Genomic DNA, 25,654 nt, shown 5'->3' on the forward strand with positions numbered 1-25,654 from the left:
CGTCAGGCCGGCAGCTCGGGCAGCCGGCGGCTCTGCTCGTAGTCGGCCACCTGGGCGATGCGCCGGCTGTGCCGGGGATTGCCGGAGAACGCCGTGGTCAGGAACGCCTCGACCAGGGCGGTTGCCTCGTCCAGCGTGTGCTGTCGCGCGCCGATCGCGACGACGTTGGCGTCGTTGTGCTCCCGGGACAGCTGCGCGGTGTCGATGTTCCAGGCGAGCGCCGCCCGGACGCCGGCCACCTTGTTCGCGGCGATCTGCTCGCCGTTGCCGGACCCGCCGATCACCACGCCGAGGCTGCCCGGGTCGCCGACCACCCGGTCGCCGGTGTGCAGGCAGAACGCCGGGTAGTCGTCGTCCGGGTCGAAGGCGTGCGGACCCACGTCCACCACCTCGTAGCCCTGCTTGGCCAAGTGGTTGGCCAGGTGCACCTTCAGCTCGAAACCGGCGTGGTCGGATCCCAGATAGACGCGCATACCGCGCAGTCTGACAGGCCCGCCCCCGGGCCGACGCGCGGGCGGCGACCCGGAGGCGGATTCGTCACACGGGTGCTCAGCGGGGCAGCTCGGCGACGACCAGGCCGGCCCGCGCCTTCGGGGTGAACCAGGTGCTCTTGCGCGGCATCTTCTCCCGGGCCAGGTTGACCGCGACGAAGTCGTCCACGGTCACCGGCGCCACCAGCACGGCCAGCTCGGCCCGGCCGGCGTCGACCTCACCGGTGAGCCAGCTCGCCGGGTAGTCGCCGCCCACGTACGTGATCCGCTTGTCGCCCGGGTCGAGGCCCAGCGCGTCGCGCAGCAGCAGCCGCTCGACGAGCGCGTGGTCGAGGTTCTCCAGCCGGCCGGCGCCGACGTGCGGCAGCGCCACCGCGTACCCCCGGCCGGCGAGGTGCAGGTGCACGACGCCGCCGGTGGCCGGGACGCCGACCGGGCCGGCGGCCTCGGTGACCTCGGCGCCGGCGGCGCGGAGCCGGTCGAGCAGCTCGTCCGGGGTGGTGGTCAGCTCGCTGACCAGCCGGTTGTAGGGCTGGATGGCGACCGACGCGGGCGTGGTGACCACCGCGAGGAAGCGCGGGAAGCCGCCGGTCTGCGCGGCCAGGCTGCGGTGGTTGCCGTCCGCGACCACCAGCTCGCCGCCACCGGCCAGCGCGGTCAGCTCGTCCTGCGCGGGGCCGGGGCCGACCAGCCAGATCGCGTGCGTCCGGCCGGACTGGTCGACGTCGGTCGCGGCGGGCGCGCCGGCCGTCTCGGTCGCCGCCGCGAGCGCCGCGTGCAGCTCGTCGCCGCGTCCGGTCTGAAGCAGGAGTACGGGTGAGAGCAGGTGGCCGACGGCCTCCGCCAGCGCGACGCGCTCCCGCACCTTGGCGATGAACACGTCCTCGTTGCGGATCACCAGGCCCGGCTCGTCGGCGCGGGTGGAGATCTGGTCGGTGTCGACCATGGCCCACAGCCCGTACGCGTTCTCCTCCCCCGGCGCGCTGATCCGGTAGAGCACCACCACCTGCTCGGCCGGGGTGTAGCTGCCGTCCGCCTTGGCCTCGGCGAGGCGGGACACCGCGTCCGGGAGCGCGTCGAGGAAGGACTTCCCCAGGCTGCCCGGCGCCCGGTGGGGCATCTCGATGCCCAGGGCACTGTGCGGATTCGCCTCGACGATGGCGGTGATCTCCGCGTCGTCGGCGAACTCGTCGTAGTTCTGCGCGCCGGTGCCGCCAGTGGTGATCCAGGCCCGGGCGATCGGATGCACGACCGTCATGTCCGCTGACGCTACCCGCGCCCGTTCCGACCCCGCCGCCGGACTCGCCCCCTTCCACCAGGTGAAAGGAGGGGCCCCCGATTAACGCCTGAGGTAGAGGTGGGGCCCCTTCTCAACGGCCGGGCGGCTCAGGCGACGGGGTCACGGTGGCGGCCGGGACCGACCGGTCGACGGGGTGGCGTGGACGGGCGGGAGCCGGCGTTGAGGCGTACCGTCGTCGCCCCGGCGAGGGCCGGCGGGGCGGCGGGGCCGAACCGGGTCGGGACACGGGCGGGGCGGTCCGCCTCGGGCGGGGTGATCCGCGAGGTGGCCACCACCCGGGCCACCCCGACCACGATCGGCGGGGCCAGCAGGTCGGCCAGCCCGGCCGGCCCGGCGGGCCAGTCGCCTTCGGCCACCGACCAGTACGTCGCACCGGAATCCTCGGTCGCCGGCTGCGTCGCGTCGTCGGACAGGCGGCGGTGCTTACCCATTCAGAACGCCTCCAGGAGCTGCCGTGGTGCGGCCAGAAGCGGGCCGCCGGCTGGGACACCCGGTGAAACGAGCCCCGCACCGGCCCGGTGACGGGCGGCGCGGGGCTCGGCACGGTGTCAGTAAGGGCCCCCGCCTATACCGGAGGCGTTAAGCGGGGGCCCCTCCTTGCACCTCAGTCGAAGATGGGGGGCTGGGTACGGGTGCGCTTGAGTTCGTAGAAGCCGGGGGTGGCGCTCACCAGCAGCACGCCGTCCCAGAGCCGGCCGGCGGCCTCGCCCTTCGGCGCCGGCGTGATCACCGGGCCGAAGAACGCGACCTGACCGCCGTCCGGACCGGGCGCGTGCACCACGGGGGTGCCGACCTCGGTGCCGACCGGACGCATGCCGGCCTCGTGGCTGGCCCGCAACGCGTCGTCGTACTGCGTCGACTCGGCGGCGTCGGCGAGCGCCGGGTCCAGCCCGACCTCGGTGAGCGCGCCGACCAGCATGTCCCGGTCCAGGTCCTGCCGGCCGAGATGGATCCGGGTGCCCATGGCGGTGTAGAGCTTCGCCAGCTTCTCGGCGCCGTGCGCCTGCTCGACGGCGATGCACACCCGTACCGGACCCCAGCCCTTGCGCATGATGTCCTGGTACTCCTCGGGCAGGTCCCGGCCTTCGTTGAGCACGGACAGGCTCATCACGTGGAACCGGATGTCCACGTCCCGGACCTGCTCGACCTCGAGCAGCCAGCGGGAGGTGATCCAGGCCCACGGACAGAGCGGGTCGAACCACATGTCCGCGGTGATACGTTCGGTCACGGTATCGTCCCTTCGCGTATTCCCCCCCGCGCCGGCCTTCCGGCGCCTTCTCCTGTCGAGTCTCACCCCGCACCGCATCGACACGCACCCGAATGAGAGCCTGACCTCGGCCGCCGAATGGGGCGTCTGCATGGAAGACTCGGTTTCGGACCGCCCGTCACGAGCGGACGGGGAGGCCGGTGCCGCGGGGCGCGGCGAGACGACTGGGATGGAGACGAACAGTGCCGGGAGTGCGCAACCTGACCCAGGTCGAGGCGATCGAGCGGGCCCGCCTGCTCGAGGTGACCGGGTACGACATCAGCCTCGACCTGTCGACCGCCGTGCAGCCCACCGGCCGCACGTTCCGCTCGGTGACCGAGGTCCGGTTCCGCTGCGCCGAACCGGGGGCGACCACGTTCATCGAGGCCGCCGCCGACACGGTGCGGTCGGCCACGCTGAACGGTGAGCCGGTCGACCTGTCCGACTGGTCCGCCGAGCGGGGTCTCACGCTGACCGGCCTGGCCGCCGAGAACGTCCTCGTGGTCGACGCCGACTTCGGTTACTCGAACAGCGGTCAGGGCCTGCACCGCACCGTCGACCCGGTCGACGGCGAGACCTACCTGTACAGCCAGTTCGAGACCGCCGACGCGCAGCGGGTCTTCGCCTGCTTCGACCAGCCCGACCTGAAGAGCGTCTACACCTGGCACGCCACCGTCCCGGACCACTGGAAGGTCGTGTCGAACATGCCGGTGGCCCGCGAGGAGGCCGCCGACGAGGGCATGAAGACGCTGCACTTCGCCCGCTCCGAGCGGATGAGCACCTACATCACCGCGCTGTGCGCCGGGCCGTACCACGAGGTGCGCCACACCCACGACGGCATCGACATGGGCTACTTCTGCCGGGCCAGCATGGCGCCCCACCTCGACGCGGACGACCTGCACCTGATCACCACGCAGGGCTTCGACTTCTTCCAGGAGAAGTTCGGCGTGCGCTATCCGCTGCCCAAGTACGACCAGCTCTGGGTGCCGGACTTCAACGCCGGCGCGATGGAGAACTTCGGCTGCGTCACGCACGCCGAGTCGCACTACATCTTCCGCTCGCAGGTCACCGACTTCGAGTACGAGCAGCGCGCCAACACGATCCTGCACGAGTTGGCACACATGTGGTTCGGTGACCTGGTCACCATGCGCTGGTGGAACGACCTGTGGCTGAACGAGTCGTTCGCCGAGTGGGCCAGCCACTGGTGCAACACCCACGCCACCCGCTTCACCGACGCCTGGACGACGTTCCTGTCGATCCGGAAGAACTGGGGCTACCGGCAGGACCAGCTCTCCTCCACCCACCCGGTCTACTGCGAGATGCCGGACCTGGAGGCGGTCGAGGTCAACTTCGACGGCATCACGTACGCCAAGGGCGCCAGCGTGCTCAAGCAGCTCGTCGCGTACGTGGGCGAGGAGCCGTTCCTGGCCGGCCTGCGGGCCTACTTCGGCAAGCACGCCTGGGGCAACGCCACCTTCGACGACCTGCTCTCCGAGCTGGAGGCGGCCTCCGGCCGGGAGCTGCGCAAGTTCGCCGCCCAGTGGTTGGAGACCGCGCAGGTCAACACGCTGCGCCCGGACGTGGCCATCGGCGCCGACGGTGCGTACGAGCGGGTGGTGGTGCGGCAGGAGGCGCCGGCCGGGCACCCGACGCTGCGTACCCACCGGATCGGGGTGGGCCTCTACGACCTGACCGACGGCCGGCTGGTCCGGCGCGAGCTGGTCGAGGTGGACGTGACCGGCGAGCTGACCGAGCTGTCCGCGCTGCACGGCAAGCCCGCGGCCGACGTGCTGCTGCTCAACGACGAGGACCTCACCTACACCAAGCTGCGGCTGGACGAGCGGTCCATGTCGACAGTGGTGCAGCACATCGCCGGTTTCGACTCGTCGCTGGCCCGGGCGCTGTGCTGGACGGCCGCCTGGGACATGACCCGGGACGCCGAGCTGTCGGCGCGCGACTACGTGGCGCTGGTGCTGGCCGGGCTGACCGCCGAGACCGACATCAACCTGGTGACCGCCACGCTGCGGCAGGCGTCCACCGCGCTCACGTTCTACGCCGACCCGGAGTGGGCGCCGACCGGCTGGGCCGACCTGGCCCGGACCGCGCGGACCGCGCTGGCCGCGGCGGAGCCGGGCAGCGGCTTCCAGCTCGCCTGGGCCCGGGCGTACGCCTCGTCGGCCCGCTCCGGCGAGGACCTGGCGACGCTGCGCGGCTGGCTGGACGGCAGCGGGGTGCCGGCCGGTCTGACCGTCGACACCGAGCTGCGGTGGACCGTGCTCCAGTCGCTTGTCGCCAACGGCGCGGCCGGGGTCGCCGAGGTGGAGGCCGAGCTGGCGAGCGACCGTACCGCCAGCGGCGAGCGGGAGGCCGCGTACGCGTACGCGCTGGTGCCGACCGAGGCGAACAAGGCCGCCGTGTGGGCGCAGCTCACCGGCCCGGACGCGCTGCCCAACTGGCGCAACCGCGCGCTGTTGCAGGGCTTGACCCACCCGGCGCAGGTGGAGCTGACCGCGCCCTACCGGGAGCGCTACTTCGCCGTCGTCGACCAGGTGTGGGCCCAGCGGGACAGCGAGCCGGCGCAGGAGTTCGTGCAGCTCGCCTACCCGGCGTACCTGGTCGACGAGGACACTGTCGCGGCCACCGACGCGTGGCTGGCCCGCGACGGCCGGCCGGCGTCGCTGCGCCGGCTGGTGGCCGAGGGCCGCGACGGCGTGGTCCGTGCGTTGAAGGCCCGCGAGCGGGACGCCCGCAGCGCCTGAGCAGGGATACGACGGCCGGGGCCGGCGTGGGCGGGAGCCCGCGCCGGCCCCGGCCCTTTATCGTGTACGGAGGAGGTGGACGTGATGGCACAGCCGATCTACGAGTGGCGGCCGCCCGAGCGCGACTGGCGGGAGCAGGATCTGTTCAGCCTGCCCGAGGACGGGAACCGCTACGAGATCATCGACGGGAGCCTCCACGTGACTCCACCTCCGGGGTTCGCCCACCAGGAGCTGGCGGACGATCTGCGCATGGCGTTACGTCTCACTGCGCCTGAAGGATGGCGGGTCATCCGGGAAGCCGGTCTCCGCGCGCCTGGCAGCAATCTCATTCCGGACATCAGCGTGGTCAAGCCGAATGCGCCGCGCGACGGCCTGTGGCTGCACGCGGCCGACGTGGCGCTGGTGGTGGAGGTGGAGTCGCCGAGCAGTCGGCGGCACGACCGCTTCACCAAGCCGTCCGTCTACGCCGAGGCCGGCATCCAGCACTACTGGCGGGTGGAGCGGGGTGAATTCGGGCCGGTCATCTATCGCTACCAACTGACCAAGGGCGTCCACTACGACTCGCTCGGCACCATCGGGCCCGACGACCCCGTGGAGATCGACGAGCCGTGGCCGATGCGGCTGGACCCCTCCGCCTGGCCCCGCTGAGCCCACGAGAAAGCCCGGCCCACGCGTGACGCGCGGGCCGGGCTTCGTCGTGTGTGCGGTCGGCTGCTCAGCCCTTGCCGGCGTGGCTGGCGAGCTGGTCGAGGCCCTGGATGACACCGCCGGCCAGGTCGCCGCCGCCGAAGGACGCCACCATGGAGAGCGCGGCCAGCTTCGCGTACGTGTCCGGGATGCGCTTGCGGGCGTACTTGCCGGTGACGATCTCCAGCTGCCGCTGGTTGGGCGACACCGCGATCAGCACCGACTTGTCCGGCTCGGCGAGCTGCCGGTGCAGCCGTTCGGCGTGCTCCCGGATCGGCTCGTCGAGGCCGCCCACGTAGACCGAGAAGACCAGGCCGGTGCCCTGGTCGGCCAGGCGGAGCGCCTCGTCGATGCGGAGCAGCTGTCGGGTCGAGAACGGCCCGTCCAGCACGTCGGGCGGGGTGCCCGTCCCGGTCGTGGGCCGCGCTTCACCAACGGTCACTTGCGCCTCCGGTTCCACCGGCCGGCGCCTCCCGGCCGGCCTGCTCCTGCTTGTGGCTGGTCAGCGCCGGCGCCTGCGCGCCGGCGGTCAGCGCGGTGCCGGCCGAGTCGGCCAGCTGCTCCGGGCGGCCCAGGAACCAGACCGGAGTGAAGTCGAAGGGCCGACCCGGCCGGTAGCGCTTGACGCCGCCACCGTGGCCACGGCTGCCGGCGGCCGCCAGACCGGCGATCACCAGCACCGCGGCGACCGGGATGCCGACGAAGACCACCAACGTCTCGGTAACAGACAATCCCAACGCCCCCAGGCGGAAGAGAGACCAGGAATGTTCCGGGTCGGGTGGACGGTCACGACGGGCCGCGCCCGACCTCGCTTGTGATGTTCACGTTAGCGGAGTCGACGGCCCGCCAGATTGCGGGGTGCTGATCCCACCCGCCACAGCAGTGCTCCAGTTGCGCGGCAGTGGCGATCAGCGTGGCGTCGTCGCCGTACCGGCCGGTGAGCAGCACCCCGACCGGCAGGCCCTCGGCGGTCCGGCCGACCGGCAGCGAAACGGACGGGTCGCCGGTGACGTTGAAGACCGCGCAGTACGGCGAGAAACGCCGCTGCCTGTCGAAATCCGTTGCCGGGTCGAGCGCGGCGAACGCGCCGACCGGCGCCTGCGGGGCCGTCAGCGTGGGGCAGAGCAGCAGGTCACAGCCGGCGGTCCGGCGCGCGCCCCGGCGGACCTGGGCCTGGAGCTCGCCGAGCGCGGCCATCAGTCGGGCGGCGCCGATCGCCTCGCCCCGCTCGCGCAGGAACCGGGTCAGCGGCAGCAGCTCGTCCTCCCGACCGGCCGGGACGGGGGCGAGCGCCAGCGCGTACCAGACGGTCTCGAACATCGGCCACGCCTCCGGGCCGAGCGGCGCGGGAACCTCGACCACGTCGTGGCCGGCGTCGGCGAGCAGCGCGGCGGCCCGGTCGACGGCGGCCACGCAGTCGGGGTGGACCGGCTCGTCGGCGAGCATCCCGGTGGTGAAGCGGCCGATCCGCAGCCGGCCGGGCCCGGCGGCGCGGGCGGCGCCGAGGTAGCCGCCGGCGGGCGCGGCCGGCGGCAGGTAGGGCTCGCCGGGCACCGGTTGCGCCAGCACGTCGAGCAGCGCCGCCACGTCGGCGACGGTGCGGCCGAGCGGGCCGTTGGTGGGCAGCCCGAACGCGCCGAAGCCGAGCGGGCCGCCGGAGACCAGGCCCCGGCTGGGCTTGTGGCCGACCAGGCCGCAGAGCGCGGCCGGGATGCGCAACGAGCCGCCGCCGTCGGAGCCCTGCGCGACCGGCACCAGGCCGGCGGCGACCGCGGCCGCCGCGCCGCCGCTGGATCCACCCGCGGTGTACGCCAGGTCCCACGGGTTGCGGGCCGGCGGCGCGACCCGCCCCTCGGAGTAGAGCGAGCAGCCCAGCTCGGAGGTGCTGGTCTTGCCGAGGCTGACCAGCCCGGCGCCGGCCAGGAAGCGCACCACGTCGGCGTCGACGGGCGGGACGAAGTCGGCGAACGCGGCCGAGCCGAACGTGGTCCGGACGCCGGCGGTCAGCGTGAGGTCCTTGATCGCGGTCGGCACCCCGTGCAGCGGCCCGCGCGCGTCCGTCGGCACGGCGTCGGCGGCCCGCGCGGCGGCTCGGGCGCGCTCGGCGGTGACCGTGACGAACGCGCCGACGGTGTCGCCGAGCGCGTCGACCCGGCGCAGGTGGTGCTCGACCAGTTCCAGGCTGGACAGTTCGCCCCGGCGGATCGCGGCGGCCTGCTCCAGCGCGGTCAGGTCGTGCGGCTCGGCCATGGCCACCATCCTGCCCGCTTCGTGGCGGGATCGCCGGCCGACACGTCCGGCCGGGCGGCGGCCCGGCCATACCCGGCTGGCATGACCGGATCGGGATTGCCGCGCGACGGACGCGGCACGGACCATCAATTAATCGGTCATCTTCGATCGATGTTCACCCCGACCACCGCCAGGAGCATGCCGTGCAACCCATCACCGCCCCGCACGACCCCCCGCCCCGGGGCCGGCCGGCCCACCGCCGCCGTCTCGCGCGTACCCTCCGCCCGCTGCTCGCCCTCGCCCTGGCCGCCGCCGGGCTCACCGCGCTGCCCGCCGCGCCGGCCGGGGCCCGCGACGGCGCCCCGGTCGCCCCGCTGGCCGCGAACCCCTACGAGCGGGGTCCCGCGCCCACGGTGGCCAGCATCGAGGCCACCCGGGGTCCGTTCGCCATCGCCCAGACCACGGTCGCCGCGTCGGCCGTGAGCGGATTCCGGGGTGGCACGATCTACTACCCGACCAGCACCGCCGAGGGCACGTTCGGCGCGGTGGCCGTCTCCCCCGGGTTCACCGCCAGCCAGTCCTCGGTCGCCTGGCTCGGACCGCGCCTGGCCTCCCAGGGCTTCGTGGTCATCACCATCGACACGCTCTCCGTCTACGACCAGCCGGCCAGCCGGGGCACCCAACTCCTGGCCGCCCTGGACTACCTGACCACCACCAGCGCGGTACGGACCCGGATCGACCGCAACCGGCTCGCGGTGATGGGGCACTCGATGGGCGGCGGCGGCAGCCTGTCCGCGGCCAACACCCGCCCCACGCTCCAGGCGGCGATCCCGCTGACCGGTTGGCACACCGTGAAGAACTGGTCGTCGGTACGCGTGCCGACGCTCGTCGTCGGCGCCGAGAACGACACGGTGGCGCCGGTGTCGTCGCACTCGGAGCCGTTCTACACCAGCCTGCCGGCCACCCTGGACAAGGCGTACCTGGAGCTGAACGCGGCGACCCACTCCGCGCCGACCTCGCCGAACGTGACGGTCGCGAAGTACAGCATCTCCTGGCTCAAGCGGTTCGTCGACGACGACACCCGCTACGAGCAGTTCCTCTGCCCGGCGCCCCGGGGCAGCGCCATCGAGGAGTACCGCGACACCTGTCCGCACTCCTGAGCCGCGCGGCCGTCCGCGGTTGCTGGCGACCGTCAGGGCGATGGGGACTTGTCGTCGATGAGCCCTGTCCAGTCCCGGTCGATCGCCAGCAACTCGCGGACGGCGGTCCGCCGGTCGAGGCCGAGGAAGCGCAGGGCGTTGCCGCCCAACAGCGCGGTCCGCTGCGCGTCGGTGAGGAAGTCGGACCGGTGCACGACCTGCCCGACCGGCCGCTCCCCCAGCGGGTACGGGTAGTCGCTGCCGAGCAGCACCCGGTCGACGCCCATGGTGTCCACCAGCAGCCGCAACGCGGCGGGCTCGAACACCACCGAGTCGACGCTGAACCGGTCGACGTACGAGCTGGGCGGCGCGGCGGACGCGCCGCGTACCAGGTCGCCGCGGCGGTGCCAGGCGTTGTCGGCGCGGCCCAGCCAGAACGGGAAGCTGCCGCCGCCGTGCGCGAAACAGATCCGCAGCGTCTCCGGCACCCGGTCGAACACGCCGCCGAGGATCAACGCCAGCACCGACAGGTGTGTCTCCGCCGGCATGCCGGTCAGCCACCGGGCCATCCACCGGTTCAGGCGGGGCCCGCCGGGCATGTCCCACGGGTGCACGAAGACCGGCGCGCCGACCTCGGCGCAGTGGGTCAGGAACGCCACGATGCCGGCGTCGTCGAGGTCCCGGTCGCCGACGTGGTTGCCGATCTCCACACCGGCGTGCCCGGCCGCGAGGCAGCGGTCCAGCTCGGCACAGGCGGCGTCCGGGTCCTGCAACGGCACCTGGCAGAACGGCACCAGCCGGTCGCCACCGGCGGTGGTGACCTCCAGCGTGAGGTCGTTGAAGATCCGGGCCACCTTGACCGCCTGGTCGGCCGGACGGTCGTAGCCGAAGAAGACCGGGGTCGGCGAGACGACCTGGACGTCGACGCCGTCGGTGGTCATGTCGGCGAGCCGGGTGGGCGCGTCCCAGCACGCCGCGCCGACCGGCCGGAACTCCGTCTCCCCCACCATGATCATGGCGGCGCGCTCGGAGTCGACCCGCAACCAGGGCCAACCGGACCCGCCGCAGGCCGCGTCGAGGTCCGGCCATCCCTTCGGTACGACGTGCGTGTGCACGTCGACGACCGGCACCGGCATCAGCCCTTGCCCGGGTGCAGCGCGCCGCAGTTGTCGCAGGTGCGGGCCTTCTCGTCGGCGTAGAACGCGGCGAAGACCGGGGGCAGGTCGGCGGCGATGTCGCGCACCTGCAACTCGACCTCGTGCACCTTGTTGCTGCACTCGGCGCAGTACCACTGGAACTTCTCCAGCGTGCCCTCCTCGCGGACCCGCTCGATCACCATGCCGATCGAACCGGCCTCCGGACGCTGCGGCGAGTGCGGGGTGTTGCGCGGCAGCATCCACATCTGACCCTCGCGCACGTGCACCGTACGCGGCCCTTCGGGCGTCATCAGGTTGATGTGCATGTTGCCCTTGACCTGGTAGAAGAACTCCTCGTACGGGTCGACGTGGAAGTCGGTGCGCTGGTTCGGCCCGCCCACCACCATGACGATGAAGTCGTCGCTGCCGGGCAGCATCTCCTTGTTGCCCACCGGGGGCTTGAGCAGGTGCTGGTTCTCGCCGATCCAGCCGGAGAAGCTGAACGGCTCGGCGATCTCACTCATGGGAACCTCCCGACGGAAGTAGGGCGACGGCCTGCATCTCGATCAGCAGGTGCGGGTGCGGAAGCTGGTGCACGGCCACCGTGGTCCGGGTCGGCCCGGCGGCGTCGAAGAACTCCGCCCACACCTCGTTGTAGCCGCCGAAGTCGTTCATGTTGACCAGGTAGCTGGTGACCTGCACCAGGTCGGTCAGCTCCGCGCCCACCGACCGGAGCAGGTCCCGGATGTTCTCGACCACGGCCCGGGTCTGCGCCCGGATGTCCAGGTCGGTGGTGCCGAACTCGTCCACCGACACACCGGCGAACGTGTTGTCCGGCCGGCGCGACGACGTACCGGAGACGAAGACGAACCCGCCCGCCACCTTGACGTGCGGGAACGCGCCGCGCGGCACGGCCTTCCCGGCCACCACGCGGCTGCTCATGGGCGGGCCCTCAGGGTGGCGGCGCCGAGCTTCTCCACCACGGCGCGGACGTGCGCGCCCGGACGCAGCGGCACCGCGGCGGTGGCCGCGCCGGCCAGGAACACCCAGCCCTTGCGCAGCCGCACACCGTACCGGCCGGCCAGCCGCAGGCCCTCGTCCAGCGCGCGGCGCGGGTCACCGAGGATGGCGGCGGTCGAGCCGACCTGCGCCACCCGCCCGTCGATCTCCAGCAGCACGCCCAGATTGTCCAGCCCGTCGGGCACCGGTGACCAGGGCCCGATCGCGAACGCGGCGGCCGAGGTGTTGTCCGCGACCACGTCCGGCAGCGAGAACGTGAAGTTCGCGTACCGGGAGTCGATCAGCTCGATCGCCGGGGCGACCGCGCGGACGGCCCGGGTGAACGAGCCGACCGGCTCGCCGGGCTCGGGCAGCCGGTCCAGCAGGAACGCCACCTCCGGCTCGACCCGGGGGTGGATGAACCCGCCGGTGTCGACCGTCCCGCCGTCCGGCACCCGCATCACGTCGGTGAGCCGGCCCCAGATCACCTCGTCCACGCCGACCTGGGCCATCTTGGCCCTGCTGGTCAACCCCATCTTCAGCCCGACCAGCCGCTCGCCCCGGTCGAGGCGGCGCTGCACCAACGCGGCCTGCACCGCGTACGCGGCGTCCACGTCGAGGCCGGTCTCGGCGGCGAGCTGCGGGATGGCGGTGGCGGAGTCGGCCGCCGCGCCCAGCTTCTCGGCGATCCCCGCGACGTCCGGCCCGATCATGAGTTCTCCTTACCGGCCAGGTCCAGTGCCACGTCCACGATCATGTCCTCCTGGCCGCCGACCATCCGGCGGCGACCCAGCTCGACCAGGATCGAGCGCACGTCCACGCCGTACTTCGCCGAGGCCCGCTCGGCGTGGCGCAGGAAGCTGGAGTAGACGCCCGCGTACCCCAGGGAGAGCGTCTCCCGGTCCACCTGGACCGGCCGGTCCTGCAACGGGCGGACCAGGTCGTCGGCGGCGTCCATCAGCGCGAACACGTCGCAGCCGTGCTTCCAGCCGTGCAGCTCGGCGACCGCCACGAACACCTCCAGCGGGGCGTTGCCGGCGCCCGCGCCCATGCCGGCCAGCGACGCGTCCACCCGCACGGTGCGCCCGGACGGCGAGCCGACCGGACCGTCGCCGAGCACGCGGCCGTGCTCGACCGCCAGCACGCTGTTCGCCACGCCCAGCGACAGGTTGTGGTGCGCGTGGATGCCGATCTGCGTCTCCGGCGCCAGCACCTGCCGGTACGCGTCGACGCGCTGCGCCACGTCGGACATCAGCAGCCGGCCGCCGGAGTCGGTGACGTAGACGCAGTGCGCGCCGTACGACTCCATGAGCCGGGCCTGGGCGGCCAGCCCGGCCGGGTCGTTCAGGTGCGACATCATCAGGAACCCGGCGACGTCCATGTCGTTCTCCCGGGCCCAGGCGATGTGCTGGGCGGAGATGTCCGCCTCGGTGCAGTGGGTGGCGATCCGCACGCTTGTCACGCCGAGCGCCTTCGCCGCCTTCAGGTCGGCGATGGTGCCGATGCCGGGCAGCAGCAGCGTGGTGAGCCGGGCGTTCGTCAGCACCTCGGCGGCGGCCGAGATCCACTCCGCGTCGGAGGCCGCGCCGTGGCCGTAGTTGACGCTGGAGCCGGCCAGCCCGTCGCCGTGCGCGACCTCGATGGCGGCCACCCCGGCGGCGTCGAGCGCGGCGGCGATGGTGCGGACCTGGTCGACTGTGTATCGGTGGGCGATGGCGTGCATGCCGTCGCGCAGCGTCACGTCCTGGATGTAGAGGTCGGTCATCGCACAGCCGCCTTCCGGAGCGTGACCAGCCGCTCGGCGGTGCGCAGCGCGGCCGACGTCATGATGTCCAGGTTGCCGGCGTACGCGGGCAGGTAGTGCCCGGCGCCGGAGACCTCCAGGAACACCGAGACCTGGAGCCCGGAGACGTGCCGCCCGAGCACCGGCGCGTACGTGTCCACCGGGTCGAACTGCACCTCCTGCTTGAGCCGGTAGCCGGGCACGTACTCCTGCACGGTCTGCACCATGTCGGCGACCGAGGCGGCGATCGCGGCCCGGTCGGCGTCGGCGTCCGGGCAGAGGCAGTAGACGGTGTCCCGCATGAGCAGCGGCGGGTCGGCCGGGTTCAGCACGATGATCGCCTTGCCGCGTTCGGCGCCGCCGACCACCTCGATGGCCCGCGCGGTGGTCTCGGTGAACTCGTCGATGTTGGCCCGGGTGCCCGGCCCCGCCGACTTCGAGGCGATCGACGCGACGATCTCCCCGTACGCGACCGGGGTGACCCGGCCGACCGCGTGCACGATCGGCACGGTGGCCTGCCCGCCGCAGGTGACCATGTTGACGTTCGGCTCGGCCAGGTGCTCGTCGAGGTTGACCGGCGGCACCACGTACGGGCCGAGCGCGGCCGGGGTCAGGTCGACCACGGTCCGGCCGTGTGCGCGCAGCACCTCGTCGTGGCGGCGGTGCGCGCCGGCCGAGGTGGCGTCGAAGACCAGCTCCACGTCGGCGAACCCGGGCAGCGCCACGAGGCCGTCGACGCCGTCGGCGGTGGTGGTCACGCCGAGCCGGCGGGCCCGCGCCAGCCCGTCCGAGGCCGGGTCGATGCCGGCCATCGCCACCATCCGCAGTTCGGTGCTGAGCCTGAGCACCTTGATCATCAGGTCGGTGCCGATGTTGCCCGACCCGAGCACCGCCACGCCGACACTCATGAGGTGGTCTCCTTCGAGAAGCAGGTCCGCACCGAGCCGAGCCCGGAGATCCGCGCCTCGTACGCGGCGCCGGGCGTGACCGGCACCATCGGACCCAGCGCCCCGGACAGCACCACGTCACCGGCCTTCAGCGGGTCACCGGCGCGGGCCAGCGTGCCGGCCAGCCACGCCAGCGCGTGCAGCGGGTTGCCGAGGCAGGCCGCGCCCGCGCCGACCGAGACCGGCTCCCCGGCGTGCTCCAGCACCATGCCGCACAGCCGCAGGTCCACGTCGGCCAGCCGGCGCGGCGCGGTGCCGAGCACGAACAGCCCGCTGGACGCGTTGTCCGCGATCGTGTCCACGATGGAGATGTCCCAGCCGGCGATCCGCGAGTCGACGATCTCGATGGCCGGCAGCACGTGGTCCACGGCCCGGACCAGGTCGACGGTGGTGACCCGCTCGTCCGGCAGGTCGACGCCGAGCACGAACGCGATCTCCGCCTCCACCCGGGGCTGGAGCAGCCGGTCGATCGGCACCTCCACACCGTCGCCGACGGCCATGTCGTCGAAGAGGATTCCGAAGTCGGGCTGGAAGACGCCGAAGCTCTCCTGCACCGCCCGCGAGGTCAGGCCGATCTTCGCGCCGACCCGGCGGCGCCCCTTGCCGAGCCGCTGCCGGGTGTAGACCTGCTGCGCCTGGTACGCGGCCTCGACGTCGCCCTCCGGCAGCAGCCGGCCGCGCAGCGGCGGGCAGGGTTTCCCCTCCTGCCGGGCCACCGCCAGCTCCCGGTTGGCGGCCTCGATGTCCACGGTCATGTCGGCTCCTCGCTCACGGTCCTCGGGCTGCCGGCCATTCTCACTCACGCAGGTCCACCCTTCGTTCGCGACTGCGGGGCTCGCAAACCCGGCTCACTCCTCGCGCTCACGCAGGTCCACCCTTCGTTCGCGACTGCGGGGCTCGCAAACCCGGCTCACTCCTCGCGCTCACGCCAGGTCCACGCAGACGTTCGTCAGTTCCGAGTAGAAGTCGAGCGAGTGGACGCCGCCCTCCCGGCCGACCCCGGACGCCTTCACCCCGCCGAACGGGGTGCGCAGGTCCCGCAGGAACCAGGTGTTGACCCAGACGATGCCCGCGTCCAGCCGCGCCCCGGCCCGGTGCGCCCGGCCCACGTCCCGGGTCCAGACGGTCGCCGCCAGGCCGTAGTCGGTGCCGTTGGCCAGCGCGTACGCCTCGTCCTCGGAGTCGAACGGCGCGACGTGCACGACCGGCCCGAAGATCTCCTCGCGGTTGGTCCGGGCGTCCGGCCCGAGGCCGGTGAGCACGGTCGGCTGCACGTACGCCCCGCCGTCGCGGCCGTCGCCGAAGCGCGGCGTGCCGCCGCCCGCGCGCACCTCGGCGCCCTCGGTACGGGCCAGCGCGTAGTGGCCGAGCACCTTGTCCCGGTGGGCGTGCGAGATCAGCGGCATGTTCACCGTGGCCTCGTCCGCCGGCCAGCCGTACGCCAACTCGTCGGCGCGCTTCGCCAGCCGCGCGGTGAACTCCTCGAAGACCGGCCGCTGCACGTAGATCCGCTCGGTGCAGAGGCACACCTGGCCGCCGTTGGTGAAGCTGGACCGCACCGAGCCGGCGACCGCCGCGTCCAGGTCGGCGTCCGCGAAGACCAGGCCGGCGTTCTTGCCGCCCAGCTCGAAACTGACCGCCTTCACGCCGTCGGCCGCGGCCCGCATGATCGCGCTGCCGGTGGCCGACTCACCGGTGAACGTGATCGCGTCGACGCCCGGGTGCCGGGTCAGGTGCTCGCCGGCCGAACCGGGCCCGAAGCCGTGCACCAGGTTGAACACGCCGTCCGGCACGCCGGCCGCGGCCATCACCTCGGCCAGCAGCGTGGCCGACGCCGGCGTCTCCTCGCTGGGCTTGACCACCACCGCGTTGCCGCAGGCCAGCGCCGGGGCGACCTTCCAGGTGAGCAGCAGCAGCGGCAGGTTCCACGGCACGATGACGGCGACCACGCCGACCGGCTTGCGGACCGCGTAGTTGAGCGCCCGGCCGCCGGTCGGGGTGACCGTGGTGAACGACTCGGTCGGCGTGGTCGCCACGATCTCGGCGAACGCCCGGAAGTTGGCCGCGCCGCGCGGGATGTCCAGCGTGCGGGCCTGCGAGATGGCCTTGCCGGTGTCCGCCACCTCGGCCGCCACCAGGTCGTCGAAGCGGCGCTCCAACTCGTCGGCGACCCGGCGCAGCACCTCGGCGCGTTCCCGCTCCCCCATCCGGCCCCACGGGCCGCGCAGCGCGGCCCGGCCGGCGGCCACCGCGTCGTCGACCACCGACTCCGACGCCTCCACCACCTCGAAGACCGGCTCGCCGGTGACCGGGCTGCGCTTGGTGAACCGGGGGCCGGCGTCGACGAACGCGCCGCCGACGAAGTTGCGTAGCAGGCCGGGGCCGTCCGGCGCGTGCCCGGTCATCAGCCGGGGGTCCCAGCGCGTCATCGCCGCCTCCCCAACGCCGCGCCGACACCGGCGGCCAGCAGCGCCACCGCGCCGGCCGCGACCGCGCCGACGGCGGCGTACTGCCGGCGGACCCGGCGGCGCACCTGCGCGTACGGGGTGGTGGAGAACGAGACCAGCTCGTACTGGGAGACGTAGCGGCCGGGGAGCGCCCGTTCCAGCGCGTGCTCGACCGACTTGCGGGCCCGGAACACCGGCGAGGCGACCTTGTCCCGCATCTCCACGAAGTTGGCCAGCGCCATCCGGGCGATCGCCTCCGCGTCGTCCTGGCGGCGGTGCTGGAACAGCGGCAGCGCGGCGGCCCACTCGTCGTCGCACTCGTCGAGGCAACGGTCCAACTCGACCACGTCCTCGAACGCGCAGTTCGCGCCCTGGCCGTAGAACGGCACGATGGCGTGCGCGGCGTCGCCGAGCAGGCCGACCCGGCCGGCCACCTGCCACGGCGTGCAGCGCACCGTGCCGAGCACGCCGACCGGGTTGTGCTGGTAGTCGTCGACCAGGTTCGGCGCGAGCGGCACCAGGTCCGGGTAGTGGTCGGCGAAGAACCGCTCGATCGCGGCCGGGCTGCTCAGCGACGCGAAGCTGCTCCTGCCGTGGGTGGGCCAGAACAGCGTGCAGGTGAAGGAGCGGTCCGGGTTCGGCAGCGCGATCATCATCGAGGTGCCGCGCGGCCAGATGTGCAGCGCGCCCGGGTCCAGGGCGAACTCCCCGCCGATCGGCGGGATGGTCAGCTCCTTGTAGCCGTAGTCGAGGAAGTCCAGGCTCTCGGTCAGCCCCCCGTACGCCAGCAGTTGCCCGCGCACCGCGGAGCCGGCGCCGTCCGCGCCGAGGACGACCGACGCGGTGGCGGTGACCTTGCCCTCGGGGGTCTCGAACGTCATCTCGCCGCCGACCGGGTCGAGGCCGACCAGCCGGTGGTCGAACGCGACCCGCACGCCCGGCAGCGCGGCGGCGGCGTCGAGCAGCGCGTTGTTCAGCGCGCCCCGGCTGATCGAGTTGATCGCCCGGTCGCCGGAGACGCTGTACGACTGGAACTGCGGCTCACCCTCGACCGGGTGGATCATCCGGCCGCGCATCGGCAGCGCGTCCGCCATCACCTGCCCGTCCAGGCCGATCCGGCGCAACGCGTCCAGGCCGCGCTCGGAGAGCGCCAGGTTGATCGAGCGCCCGCGCTCGACGGTGCCGGTGCGCGGGTCCCCCCGCCGCTCGTAGAGCGCCACCGGGTAGCCGCGCCGGGCCAGGAAACACGCCAGCAGGCAGCCGGCCAGCCCGGCGCCGACCACCGCGATCTCGTCGCGTTCCGTGCTCATGAGGCGGCCTCCACGGTCGCGGCCAGCGCGTCGGCGACCCGCCAGCAGTCGTGGTACGTCGAGTAGAGCGGCACCGGCGCGAACCGGACCACGTCCGGCTCCCGGGCGTCGGCGATCACGCCGTGCTCGTGCCTTAGCCGCTTGGTCAGCTCGCCCGCGTTACCCGAGGAAATCCGCACCGAGAGCTGGCAACCCCGGCGGGCCGGGTCGCGCGGTGTGATGACGGTCAGCGGCCGGCCGGGCGTCACCTCGTCGAGCAGCCGTTCCAGCCAGCCGGTGAGTCGCAGGCTGCGCTCCCGCAACGCGGGCATGCCGACGGCGTCGAACAGCGCCAGCGAGGTGCGTACCGGGCCCATCGCGAGGATCGGCGGGTTGGAGATCTGCCACGCCTCCACGGTGGCCGGCGGCCGGGACACCGGCGTCATCTCGAACCGGGTGGCCGCCTCGGTGCTCCACCACCCCTCGAACCGGGGCAGCGACGCGTCGCCGAGGTGGCGTTCGTGGACGAAGACGCCGGCCAGCGCGCCCGGACCGGAGTTCAGATACTTGTAGGAGCACCAGGCGGCGAAGTCGACGTCCCAGTCGTGCAGGGCCAGCGGCACGTTGCCGGCCGCGTGCGCCAGATCCCAGCCGACGACCACGCCGGCGGCCCGCCCGGCGGCGGTGATCGCCGGGATGTCCATCAGCTCGCCGGTGAGGTAGTTGACGCCGCCGAGCAGCAGCAACGCCACCGTGTGCCCCTCGGCCGCCAGGAAGTCGGTGACGTCGGACGTGCGCAGGGTGTTCTCACCCGGGCGCGGCTTCAGCCGCACCACCGTGGCGTCCGGGTCCAGGCCGTGGAACCGGGCCTGGCTGCGCACCGCGTAGCTGTCCGACGGGAACGCGCTGTCCTCGATGACGATCCTCGTGCGTTCCCCGGCGGGCCGGTAGAAGCTCACCATCAGCAGGTGCAGGTCCACCGTGAGCGAGTTCATCACCACGGTCTCCGTGGGCAGCGCGCCGACCAGTCGCGCGGCCGGCGCGGTCAACAACTCGTGGTACGACAGCCAGGGCCGCTCCGCCTCCAGGTGCCCCTCCACGCCCAGCCGACGCCAGGCGTCCAGGTCGGCGACGAGTTCGTCGCGGGTGGCCCGGGGTTGCAGGCCCAGCGAGTTGCCGGCCAGGTACGCCACGTCGGGGTACCGCCCGCCCTCGGCCGGCGGCACGTGGAACAGGTGCCGGTGGCCGGCGTCGGCGGCGTCGAGCCGGTGGGCTTCGCTCTCGGGGGTGATCATCGTGTGTTCTCCGGTCACATCGCGGTACGGGCCGACCACAGCTCCGGGAAGACCACCCGGGCCATGCTGCGCTGCAACCATGCCAGGCCGGCCGAACCGCCGCTGCCGACCTTCGCGCCCATGGTGCGCTGCACCGCCTTGACGTGGTTCCACCGCCAGTCGCCGAACTGCTCGGCCACCTCGGTGAGCGCGTCGCCGAGCAGGCGCAGGTGGTTGTCCGGACCACCGTCGCCGTAGACGCGCACCCAGGCCGCCTCGACCGCCGGGTGCGACTCGTGCTCGACCGCGACGTCCCGCTCCAGCAGCTCGGCCGGCAGCGGGAAGCCACGGCGGGCGAGCAGCGCCACCACGTCGTCCCAGAGGCTCGGCGTGGCCAGCGCGGCGGTCAGCTCGGCGTGCACGTCGGTCTGCCGGCGGAACGGGCGGATCAGCGCCGGGTCCCGCAGGCCGAGCAGGAACTCCAGTTGCCGGTACATCGCGGACTGGAAGCCCGACCCCTCGCCCAGTCGGTCCCGGAACCGGTTGAAGTCGGCCGGCGTCATCCAGCGCAGCCCCTGCCAGGCGGCGTTGAGCCCCTCCAGGTGCAGCGCGGCGCGGCGCAGCGGCGGCAGCGCCTCCCAGATCCGGTTGGCCCGCAGCTCACGCTGGGCGTGCCGCAGCTCGTGGCAGGTCAGCTTGAAGTACAGCTCCATGATCTGGCTGACCATCAGGAAGGACATCTCGCCCGGGTCGTCGCTGAGCGGCTGCTGGAGCTGGTGCAGCGTGCTGGCGTGCACGTACGCGTCGTACGGCACGCGCTCGGCGAACTCCAGCGTCGGCTCGCCTCCGTTGCGCGCCGCTCGGGCCGCCCGCTGCTGCGGGGTGGCCGGGCGCACCGCCGTCGTCTGTTCCACCGTCATCTCCGTCCGTGCGCGGGGTAATCGCCATGATCTCGCCGGTACGCGCGCCGAGGGAATGCCGGTTCAACGGCGGTATGGTGGTCTGACCTCACGAGCCGAAAGCATCTCGGCTCTCCGACTTCACGGAAGAAAGGCCGCCGCGTGGACGACATGGACTGGGCGCTGCTCCGGGAGCTCCAGGCCGACGCCCGGCTCTCGTTCAGCGAGCTGTCCCGCCGGGTGCACCTGTCCCCGCCGGCCGTCGCCGAGCGGGTCCGGCGGCTGGAGGAGTCCGGGGTGATCACCGGCTACCACGCCCACGTGGACCTGGCCCGGGCCGGGCGGACCGTGCTGGCGCTGATCCGGATGTCCTGTTACGGCGCGCGCTGCATCCTCAACGACCCGACGGTGACGCGGTGGCCGGAGATCATGGAGATCCACCGGATCACCGGCGACGCGTGCAGCATGCTCAAGGTCGCCGCCGCCTCGATGGGCGACTTCGAGGCCGTCATAGACCGCCTGGCCCCCTACGGCCAGCCTTCCAGCACCATGGTCCTCTCCACCCCCCTCTCCTGGCACCCCGTGGTGAAAGGCGGGGCCCCCGGTTAACGCCTCCGGTAGCGGAACGGCCCCCGGTTAACTCCCCGGCCGGCCGGGAAGGCAGCCCCTGCTGCCCGTCAGCAGGATTCCGGTGCGCCGTCGCACCGGGAGGGGGGAATCATGCCAGGGCTCCTGTCACATCGCGCGCTGTCAGCGGTACTGGGCCTGCTCGGCCTGGTCGCGGCGTTCGTCCTCACCACGGCCGTACCGGCCCGGGCCGGGGAGAGTGTCTTCATCGAGGTGACGCCGAACAGCGTCCAGGCGGGCTCGCGGGTGAACCTCCGGGCCGGCTGCGACGCCAACAACAACCGCCAGGCCCAGGTCACCTCGGACGCGTTCGGCCGGGTGACGCTGCGGTCGAACAACGGCTTCCTCACCGGCTCGGTCACCGTGCCCGGCAACAAGGCGCCCGGCGACTACCCGGTGAACCTGGACTGCGCCAACGGCAACACCGCCTCGACCATGCTCACCGTGCTGAACATGTCGCAGCCGAGCAAGGGGCCGGCGACCGGGGGCGGGGGCACCGCGGGCGGTCGGGGCGCCGGCTCGCTGCTGCTGGTCGGTGGCCTGGCCGCGGTGGCCGTGGTGGCCGGCGTGAGCGCCCGCCGCAAGCCCGGTGGCCGCGTCTGACGGGACGCGGCCATGGCCCGCTCAACGCGCCGCGCCCGCCGCGGCCGGACCCGCCCCGTCGCCGACCCGCCGGACCGGACCGGGCGGCTGCGGGCCGCGCTCCGCGTGACGTCCCGGGCCGCGCGCCGGATCGCCCACGCCGCCGGGCACGCGTTCTCGGCCAGCGTCACCACCGCCGACCCGCACGTCCGCCCGGTCGCGGCCCGCACCACCACGCCCACCACCCGCCGGTACGCCCCGACGCCCGGCCCCGGCATCCCGGTGCTGGTGGTGGCCGGCCTGATGGCGCTGATCGTGGCGATGCTCGGCGTGGAGCGGGTGACCGGCGCGAGCGTGCTGCCGGACCGGATCGTCGCCGGCCTGCGGCCACCGCCGAAGAAGTTCCCGGTGCTGCCGGCCAGCCCGCCGACCGACCTGACCATCGGCAAGCTGAACCTGCGGGCCCCGGTGCACCGGGTGGGCATCGCGCCGGACGGCAGCATCGCGGTGCCGGACGTCAGCCGGGCCGGCGAGGTCGGCTGGTACGACCAGGGCCCGACCCCCGGCCAGTACGGCCCGGCGGTGCTCGTCGGTCACGTCGACACCACCACCGGCCCGGCCGTCTTCCACGGGCTGCGGGAACTCGACGACGGCGACCGGATCGAGGTGACCCGCCAGGACCGGTCGGTGGCGGTCTTCGAGGTGACCTCGATCGAGCGGTACGGCAAGGAGAAGCTGCCGGTGCAGGAGGTCTACGGCGACTTCAGCCGCCCCAACCTGCGACTGATCACCTGCGGTGGGCGCTGGGTGGGCGGCGAGACCGGGTACGCCGACAACCTGGTCGTCTACGCGTCGCTGGTGCAGGCGCGCTGAGCGGCCGGCCGGTCAGGCCGCCTCGGGCTCCGGCTCGCGCAGGTCGAGCCAGTCGGCCCAGCGCGGGTCGGGGGCGCGGTGCCCCAGCACCCGCCAGGCGCTGCCCTTCGGCGCCGCCGGCAGGTGGTGCAGCCGCCAGCCCAACTCGGCGGGCGTCTTGTCGCCCTTGGTGTGGTTGCAGCGCGCGCAGGCCGCCACCACGTTCTCCCAGGCGTGCCGGCCGCCCCGGCTGCGCGGGAAGACGTGGTCGATGGTCTCCGCCGGCCCGCGACAGTAGGCGCACCGCCACCCGTCCCGGGCGAAGATCCCCCGGCGGGAGAGGCCCACCTGGGTGCGGTAGGGCACCCGGACGTAGCGGGTCAGCCGCACCACGGAGGGCACCGGGAGCGCGTTGCGCGCGCTGTGCAGGATGCCCTCGCCGTCGGCCACGCAGACCGCCTTGGCGGAGAGGACGAGGATGGCGGCCCGACGCACCGACACGACGCACAGGGGCTCGTAGGTGGCATTGAGAACGAGTGCACCGGAGCCCGCCGTGGGTCGTATGTCAGGCATCGCGCTCACCCTCCCGGTCCAGCCCTCCCGCCGCCACCACGCCGAGACCGCCCCGCGCACTGCGCGGAACGGCCCCGGCGCCGGCCGGATCACCGACGTCCGTTGGGCCAATAGTCCCTGATCGCGCCCCGGATTGCACGCACTAATCCCGGAAGTGGTTTATTGATCATCTCGAATCGAGGTGGACCGCCATCGGGGCAGTCGAGAAACCATCGACAGTTGTCGAAGCTCGACGCCCACCTCCCCGCGCGGGCGCACCGGAGGCGGGCCCGCGAGCCGGCCACGGCGGCGGCCCGGCCGGGCGGCGGCGCCGCCGTCCCGCCGAGCCCCGCCATGACGCGCGGGCGCGGACGCCGGTCCCACCGGATCCCGCGCCGGCACCACTTCCCGCCGGGACCACCCGGTCCGAGAAGGCTCACCGACGTGGCTTGGGCGACGCATTCCGCGCAATAAGCGACCACTCCGCCGGAGGCGGTTTTCAGCAGCGCTTCAGCGAGCTGATCCTGTTCTCGGTATTCGTGCTCATCACGTCAATCTTCTGCCCCGCCGGCATGAGCGCCACCAAGCCCCCTTGGTAGCCCGTCCCGTCCCAGACACACCACGTGTCGGAGGTGCGATTCCACATGCTCTCGGTGTTGTTGTTCATGCCCTGCGGGCCGATGTCGTCGCCGAGGTTCACGTCTCCGGTGCTGTACGTGGCGAGCACGCCCGCCCCGCGAGGTGCGGAGAACAGACAGAACTTCCCCGACGGGCAATCGCTGAACGCCGCCTGCGCCGGGGTGGCGACAGCGAGGGGAGTCAGCAGGACCGGAACTGCGGCCCAACCGAATACGATCCGCTTCATCTTGTTCATGGCGTGAGACTAGGTCTTCCCATCGCACTCGTCAAACATTCACATCCATGAGAATCACGTTTCGGCAGCACACTTCCCGGAACACACTTTCCCCCGCCGGGAATAGACCCGTAATACCAGTGATCTACAGGTAAATGCGGGTAAGAGCAGGTCGACACCGGCCAATCAGGATTGCCGCACCAATCGTCGACGCGCTCCCGGGGAACGACACCGGCGTACCAAGATGACCGGTTCCGCCCGGGATGATCGCCGCCCGGCCCGCCGCCGCCGGGGCGGGCCCGTGCGGTCCCGGCGCCGCCGGTGCGGTACGAATTTCCCGTGAATGTCTCCGACCTGATCACCGCCGTGCTGTCCGCCGTCTCCGACCGGCGCCCGGACTGCAAGGGCAGCAGTTCCTGCGAGTGGGTGTACCGGGCCACCAACTCCGCCTGGTTCGCCGAGAGCAGCTACTGGATCCTGCTGAAGCCGCTGCGGATCGCGCTGATCCTGCTGCTGGCCGTCGCCGCCCGCTGGGCGATGCACCGCACCATCAACCGGCTGGTGCGCACCACCACGCAGGGCTCGGTGCCGACGATGCTCCGTCCGCTGCGCGAGCGGATCCCCAGCGCCGCCCTCGACCCGGAGCAGTTCGTGCCGGAACGCCGGCGGCAGCGCGCCGAGGCGATCGGGTCGGTGCTGCGCAGCATGGTCACCGCGTTCGTCTTCGGCATCGCGCTGCTGATGGTGCTCAAGGAGTTCAGCTTCGACCTGGCGCCGCTGCTGGCCAGCGCCGGCATCGCCGGCGTGGCGCTCGGCTTCGGCGCGCAGAGCCTGGTCAAGGACCTGATCGCCGGCCTGTTCATGCTGATCGAGGACCAGTACGGGGTGGGTGACACGGTCGACCTCGGCGAGGCGACGGGCGTGGTGGAGGCGGTGGGCCTGCGGGTCACCACGGTCCGCGACGGCCGGGGCGTGCTCTGGTACATCCGCAACGGGGAGATCATCCGGGTCGGCAACAAGAGCCAGGGCTGGGCGCTGGTCGTGGTGGACCTGCCGATCGGCTTCGCCGGCACCGAGGAGGCCACCGCCGTGCTGCGGACCGCGGCGGCGTCGGTGGCGCTGGACCCGGAGCTGGCTCCACAGGTCGTGGAGCAGCCGGAGGTGCTCGGCGTGGAACAGATGACCGTCGACGGCGCGGTGATCCGGACCGTGGTCAAGACCACCGCCGACGGACAGTTCGCGGTCGGCCGTGAGCTGCGCCGCCGCCTCGCGGAGGCGCTGGAGAACTCCGGGATCACCGCCCGGATCGCCGCCGCCCGGCTCTATCCCGGGCTGCCGCCGCAGCCGCCGGCGCCCCTCCGGCCGGAGGGAACAGGCACCGGCGGGGCCGCCTGAGGGCCGGCGTGGACGACCGATTTCCGGGGGTCGCGCCTCGCGCGGCCCCTCGGGTATCGTCCGTTCGTTCAGTCGGAGATGCGACGATCAATCCGTTCGCCCTAGTCAGTTGTCAGACGATCGGGCAGAATCCGGTGAACACGCTCCCCCGGGGAGTGTGTCGTGTCC

General features: G+C 72.9%; 27 protein-coding genes. 7 read left to right on the forward strand and 20 right to left on the reverse strand.

Features of this window, described 5'->3' with window-relative positions; genetic code table 11:
- Positions 1 to 2: 2 nt before the first annotated feature.
- The 4 genes from AB0B02_RS22645 to AB0B02_RS22660 form a co-directional block, all read right to left on the reverse strand.
- The gene (locus AB0B02_RS22645) at positions 3 to 473 is read right to left on the reverse strand and encodes a ribose-5-phosphate isomerase (protein WP_107155917.1); all 471 of its coding nucleotides are present in this window, start codon (positions 471 to 473) and stop codon (positions 3 to 5) included.
- A gap of 76 nt (positions 474 to 549) precedes the next feature.
- On the reverse strand, positions 550 to 1,749 hold the full coding sequence (locus AB0B02_RS22650) for a DUF1015 family protein (RefSeq protein ID WP_281937329.1): 1,200 nt from the start codon (positions 1,747 to 1,749) through the stop codon (positions 550 to 552).
- 128 nt (positions 1,750 to 1,877) lie between these two features.
- Positions 1,878 to 2,222 (reverse strand): hypothetical protein, encoded by a 345-nt coding sequence (locus AB0B02_RS22655; RefSeq protein WP_281937331.1) that lies wholly within the window; start codon positions 2,220 to 2,222, stop codon positions 1,878 to 1,880.
- Between the two features lie 173 nt (positions 2,223 to 2,395).
- Entirely contained in the window at positions 2,396 to 3,019 is a 624-nt protein-coding gene (locus AB0B02_RS22660; protein WP_357303212.1) for a disulfide bond formation protein DsbA, read from the reverse strand.
- Between the two features lie 230 nt (positions 3,020 to 3,249).
- Between AB0B02_RS22660 and pepN the strand changes: the two genes are divergently transcribed.
- Positions 3,250 to 5,796 carry an aminopeptidase N gene (gene pepN / locus AB0B02_RS22665; RefSeq protein WP_281937334.1) on the forward strand — a complete coding sequence of 849 codons (2,547 nt, stop codon included), beginning with the start codon at positions 3,250 to 3,252 and terminating at the stop codon, positions 5,794 to 5,796.
- 84 nt (positions 5,797 to 5,880) lie between these two features.
- A complete protein-coding gene (locus AB0B02_RS22670) occupies positions 5,881 to 6,444 on the forward strand; it encodes a Uma2 family endonuclease (RefSeq protein ID WP_281937336.1) in 564 nt (187 codons plus the stop codon).
- Between the two features lie 67 nt (positions 6,445 to 6,511).
- Here the strand turns inward: AB0B02_RS22670 and AB0B02_RS22675 are convergent, their stop codons facing one another.
- The 3 genes from AB0B02_RS22675 to AB0B02_RS22685 form a co-directional block, all read right to left on the reverse strand.
- Complete coding sequence (locus AB0B02_RS22675; protein ID WP_107155922.1) at positions 6,512 to 6,925, reverse strand: DUF5130 family protein; 414 nt, start codon at positions 6,923 to 6,925, stop codon at positions 6,512 to 6,514.
- Complete coding sequence (locus tag AB0B02_RS22680) at positions 6,912 to 7,196, reverse strand: hypothetical protein (protein ID WP_281938548.1); 285 nt, start codon at positions 7,194 to 7,196, stop codon at positions 6,912 to 6,914. The genes AB0B02_RS22675 and AB0B02_RS22680 overlap by 14 nt, the downstream gene beginning before the upstream one ends.
- Positions 7,197 to 7,269: 73 nt before the next feature.
- Positions 7,270 to 8,733 carry an amidase gene (locus AB0B02_RS22685; protein ID WP_281937339.1) on the reverse strand — a complete coding sequence of 488 codons (1,464 nt, stop codon included), beginning with the start codon at positions 8,731 to 8,733 and terminating at the stop codon, positions 7,270 to 7,272.
- 191 nt (positions 8,734 to 8,924) lie between these two features.
- Between AB0B02_RS22685 and AB0B02_RS22690 the strand changes: the two genes are divergently transcribed.
- Entirely contained in the window at positions 8,925 to 9,872 is a 948-nt protein-coding gene (locus AB0B02_RS22690) for an alpha/beta hydrolase (RefSeq protein WP_357303459.1), read from the forward strand.
- A gap of 32 nt (positions 9,873 to 9,904) precedes the next feature.
- On the opposite strand, the gene AB0B02_RS22695 is transcribed toward AB0B02_RS22690, so the two are convergent.
- The 11 genes from AB0B02_RS22695 to AB0B02_RS22745 form a co-directional block, all read right to left on the reverse strand.
- Positions 9,905 to 10,987, reverse strand: a complete 1,083-nt coding sequence (locus tag AB0B02_RS22695; protein ID WP_357303217.1) for an amidohydrolase family protein — start codon at positions 10,985 to 10,987, stop codon at positions 9,905 to 9,907.
- Positions 10,987 to 11,511 (reverse strand): 3-hydroxyanthranilate 3,4-dioxygenase, encoded by a 525-nt coding sequence (locus tag AB0B02_RS22700; protein ID WP_281937343.1) that lies wholly within the window; start codon positions 11,509 to 11,511, stop codon positions 10,987 to 10,989. The genes AB0B02_RS22695 and AB0B02_RS22700 overlap by 1 nt, the downstream gene beginning before the upstream one ends.
- Positions 11,504 to 11,929: a RidA family protein gene (locus tag AB0B02_RS22705; RefSeq protein ID WP_281937345.1), complete on the reverse strand. Its 426-nt coding sequence runs from the start codon at positions 11,927 to 11,929 to the stop codon at positions 11,504 to 11,506. Before AB0B02_RS22705 ends, AB0B02_RS22700 begins: the two co-directional genes overlap by 8 nt.
- Positions 11,926 to 12,699 (reverse strand): 4-oxalocrotonate decarboxylase, encoded by a 774-nt coding sequence (locus AB0B02_RS22710; protein WP_357303222.1) that lies wholly within the window; start codon positions 12,697 to 12,699, stop codon positions 11,926 to 11,928. Before AB0B02_RS22710 ends, AB0B02_RS22705 begins: the two co-directional genes overlap by 4 nt.
- The gene (gene dmpG / locus AB0B02_RS22715) at positions 12,696 to 13,751 is read right to left on the reverse strand and encodes a 4-hydroxy-2-oxovalerate aldolase (RefSeq protein ID WP_281937349.1); all 1,056 of its coding nucleotides are present in this window, start codon (positions 13,749 to 13,751) and stop codon (positions 12,696 to 12,698) included. The genes AB0B02_RS22710 and dmpG overlap by 4 nt, the downstream gene beginning before the upstream one ends.
- The gene (locus tag AB0B02_RS22720; RefSeq protein ID WP_357303225.1) at positions 13,748 to 14,677 is read right to left on the reverse strand and encodes an acetaldehyde dehydrogenase (acetylating); all 930 of its coding nucleotides are present in this window, start codon (positions 14,675 to 14,677) and stop codon (positions 13,748 to 13,750) included. The genes dmpG and AB0B02_RS22720 overlap by 4 nt, the downstream gene beginning before the upstream one ends.
- Positions 14,674 to 15,471: a fumarylacetoacetate hydrolase family protein gene (locus AB0B02_RS22725; RefSeq protein WP_357303228.1), complete on the reverse strand. Its 798-nt coding sequence runs from the start codon at positions 15,469 to 15,471 to the stop codon at positions 14,674 to 14,676. Before AB0B02_RS22725 ends, AB0B02_RS22720 begins: the two co-directional genes overlap by 4 nt.
- Before the next feature lie 168 nt (positions 15,472 to 15,639).
- On the reverse strand, positions 15,640 to 17,121 hold the full coding sequence (locus tag AB0B02_RS22730; protein WP_357303463.1) for a 2-hydroxymuconic semialdehyde dehydrogenase: 1,482 nt from the start codon (positions 17,119 to 17,121) through the stop codon (positions 15,640 to 15,642).
- A gap of 20 nt (positions 17,122 to 17,141) precedes the next feature.
- Entirely contained in the window at positions 17,142 to 18,473 is a 1,332-nt protein-coding gene (locus AB0B02_RS22735) for an NAD(P)/FAD-dependent oxidoreductase (RefSeq protein WP_281937353.1), read from the reverse strand.
- Positions 18,470 to 19,747 carry a kynureninase gene (gene kynU, locus AB0B02_RS22740; RefSeq protein ID WP_357303233.1) on the reverse strand — a complete coding sequence of 426 codons (1,278 nt, stop codon included), beginning with the start codon at positions 19,745 to 19,747 and terminating at the stop codon, positions 18,470 to 18,472. The genes AB0B02_RS22735 and kynU overlap by 4 nt, the downstream gene beginning before the upstream one ends.
- A 14-nt stretch (positions 19,748 to 19,761) precedes the next feature.
- Positions 19,762 to 20,646, reverse strand: coding sequence for a tryptophan 2,3-dioxygenase family protein (locus AB0B02_RS22745; RefSeq protein ID WP_281937358.1), 885 nt, complete (start codon positions 20,644 to 20,646; stop codon positions 19,762 to 19,764).
- Positions 20,647 to 20,787: 141 nt separating this feature from the next.
- Here AB0B02_RS22745 and AB0B02_RS22750 point away from each other — a divergent pair, with 141 nt between their 5' ends.
- From AB0B02_RS22750 to AB0B02_RS22760, 3 genes are all read left to right on the forward strand, one after another.
- The gene (locus AB0B02_RS22750) at positions 20,788 to 21,234 is read left to right on the forward strand and encodes an Lrp/AsnC family transcriptional regulator (protein ID WP_281937360.1); all 447 of its coding nucleotides are present in this window, start codon (positions 20,788 to 20,790) and stop codon (positions 21,232 to 21,234) included.
- A gap of 111 nt (positions 21,235 to 21,345) precedes the next feature.
- Positions 21,346 to 21,855 (forward strand): hypothetical protein, encoded by a 510-nt coding sequence (locus tag AB0B02_RS22755; RefSeq protein ID WP_357303237.1) that lies wholly within the window; start codon positions 21,346 to 21,348, stop codon positions 21,853 to 21,855.
- Positions 21,856 to 21,942: 87 nt separating this feature from the next.
- Complete coding sequence (locus AB0B02_RS22760; RefSeq protein WP_281938553.1) at positions 21,943 to 22,707, forward strand: class F sortase; 765 nt, start codon at positions 21,943 to 21,945, stop codon at positions 22,705 to 22,707.
- Between the two features lie 12 nt (positions 22,708 to 22,719).
- On the opposite strand, the gene AB0B02_RS22765 is transcribed toward AB0B02_RS22760, so the two are convergent.
- Both AB0B02_RS22765 and AB0B02_RS22770 read right to left on the reverse strand, forming a co-directional pair.
- A complete protein-coding gene (locus tag AB0B02_RS22765; RefSeq protein ID WP_107156075.1) occupies positions 22,720 to 23,259 on the reverse strand; it encodes an HNH endonuclease in 540 nt (179 codons plus the stop codon).
- A 478-nt stretch (positions 23,260 to 23,737) separates the two neighbouring features.
- A complete protein-coding gene (locus AB0B02_RS22770) occupies positions 23,738 to 24,112 on the reverse strand; it encodes a peptidase inhibitor family I36 protein (RefSeq protein ID WP_281937365.1) in 375 nt (124 codons plus the stop codon).
- Positions 24,113 to 24,457: 345 nt separating this feature from the next.
- On the opposite strand from AB0B02_RS22770, the gene AB0B02_RS22775 reads away from it, so the two are divergent.
- Entirely contained in the window at positions 24,458 to 25,486 is a 1,029-nt protein-coding gene (locus AB0B02_RS22775) for a mechanosensitive ion channel family protein (protein WP_357303466.1), read from the forward strand.
- Positions 25,487 to 25,654: the final 168 nt, after the last annotated feature.

Origin of the sequence: Micromonospora sp. NPDC049240 (genome assembly GCF_040647835.1) — a bacterium.
Lineage (GTDB): Bacteria > Actinomycetota > Actinomycetes > Mycobacteriales > Micromonosporaceae > Micromonospora.

Coding starts and splice junctions, on each gene's coding strand:
- AB0B02_RS22645 (WP_107155917.1), bottom strand. CDS start 473: ATGCGCGTCTATCTGGGATCCGACCACGCCGGTTTCGAGCTGAAGGTG.
- AB0B02_RS22650 (WP_281937329.1), bottom strand. CDS start 1,749: ATGACGGTCGTGCATCCGATCGCCCGGGCCTGGATCACCACTGGCGGC.
- AB0B02_RS22655 (WP_281937331.1), bottom strand. CDS start 2,222: ATGGGTAAGCACCGCCGCCTGTCCGACGACGCGACGCAGCCGGCGACC.
- AB0B02_RS22670 (WP_281937336.1), top strand. CDS start 5,881: ATGGCACAGCCGATCTACGAGTGGCGGCCGCCCGAGCGCGACTGGCGG.
- AB0B02_RS22685 (WP_281937339.1), bottom strand. CDS start 8,733: ATGGCCGAGCCGCACGACCTGACCGCGCTGGAGCAGGCCGCCGCGATC.
- AB0B02_RS22695 (WP_357303217.1), bottom strand. CDS start 10,987: ATGCCGGTGCCGGTCGTCGACGTGCACACGCACGTCGTACCGAAGGGA.
- AB0B02_RS22700 (WP_281937343.1), bottom strand. CDS start 11,511: ATGAGTGAGATCGCCGAGCCGTTCAGCTTCTCCGGCTGGATCGGCGAG.
- AB0B02_RS22705 (WP_281937345.1), bottom strand. CDS start 11,929: ATGAGCAGCCGCGTGGTGGCCGGGAAGGCCGTGCCGCGCGGCGCGTTC.
- AB0B02_RS22710 (WP_357303222.1), bottom strand. CDS start 12,699: ATGATCGGGCCGGACGTCGCGGGGATCGCCGAGAAGCTGGGCGCGGCG.
- dmpG (WP_281937349.1), bottom strand. CDS start 13,751: ATGACCGACCTCTACATCCAGGACGTGACGCTGCGCGACGGCATGCAC.
- AB0B02_RS22720 (WP_357303225.1), bottom strand. CDS start 14,677: ATGAGTGTCGGCGTGGCGGTGCTCGGGTCGGGCAACATCGGCACCGAC.
- AB0B02_RS22725 (WP_357303228.1), bottom strand. CDS start 15,471: ATGACCGTGGACATCGAGGCCGCCAACCGGGAGCTGGCGGTGGCCCGG.
- AB0B02_RS22730 (WP_357303463.1), bottom strand. CDS start 17,121: ATGACCGGGCACGCGCCGGACGGCCCCGGCCTGCTACGCAACTTCGTC.
- AB0B02_RS22735 (WP_281937353.1), bottom strand. CDS start 18,473: ATGAGCACGGAACGCGACGAGATCGCGGTGGTCGGCGCCGGGCTGGCC.
- kynU (WP_357303233.1), bottom strand. CDS start 19,747: ATGATCACCCCCGAGAGCGAAGCCCACCGGCTCGACGCCGCCGACGCC.
- AB0B02_RS22745 (WP_281937358.1), bottom strand. CDS start 20,646: ATGACGGTGGAACAGACGACGGCGGTGCGCCCGGCCACCCCGCAGCAG.
- AB0B02_RS22755 (WP_357303237.1), top strand. CDS start 21,346: ATGCCAGGGCTCCTGTCACATCGCGCGCTGTCAGCGGTACTGGGCCTG.
- AB0B02_RS22765 (WP_107156075.1), bottom strand. CDS start 23,259: ATGCCTGACATACGACCCACGGCGGGCTCCGGTGCACTCGTTCTCAAT.
- AB0B02_RS22770 (WP_281937365.1), bottom strand. CDS start 24,112: ATGAACAAGATGAAGCGGATCGTATTCGGTTGGGCCGCAGTTCCGGTC.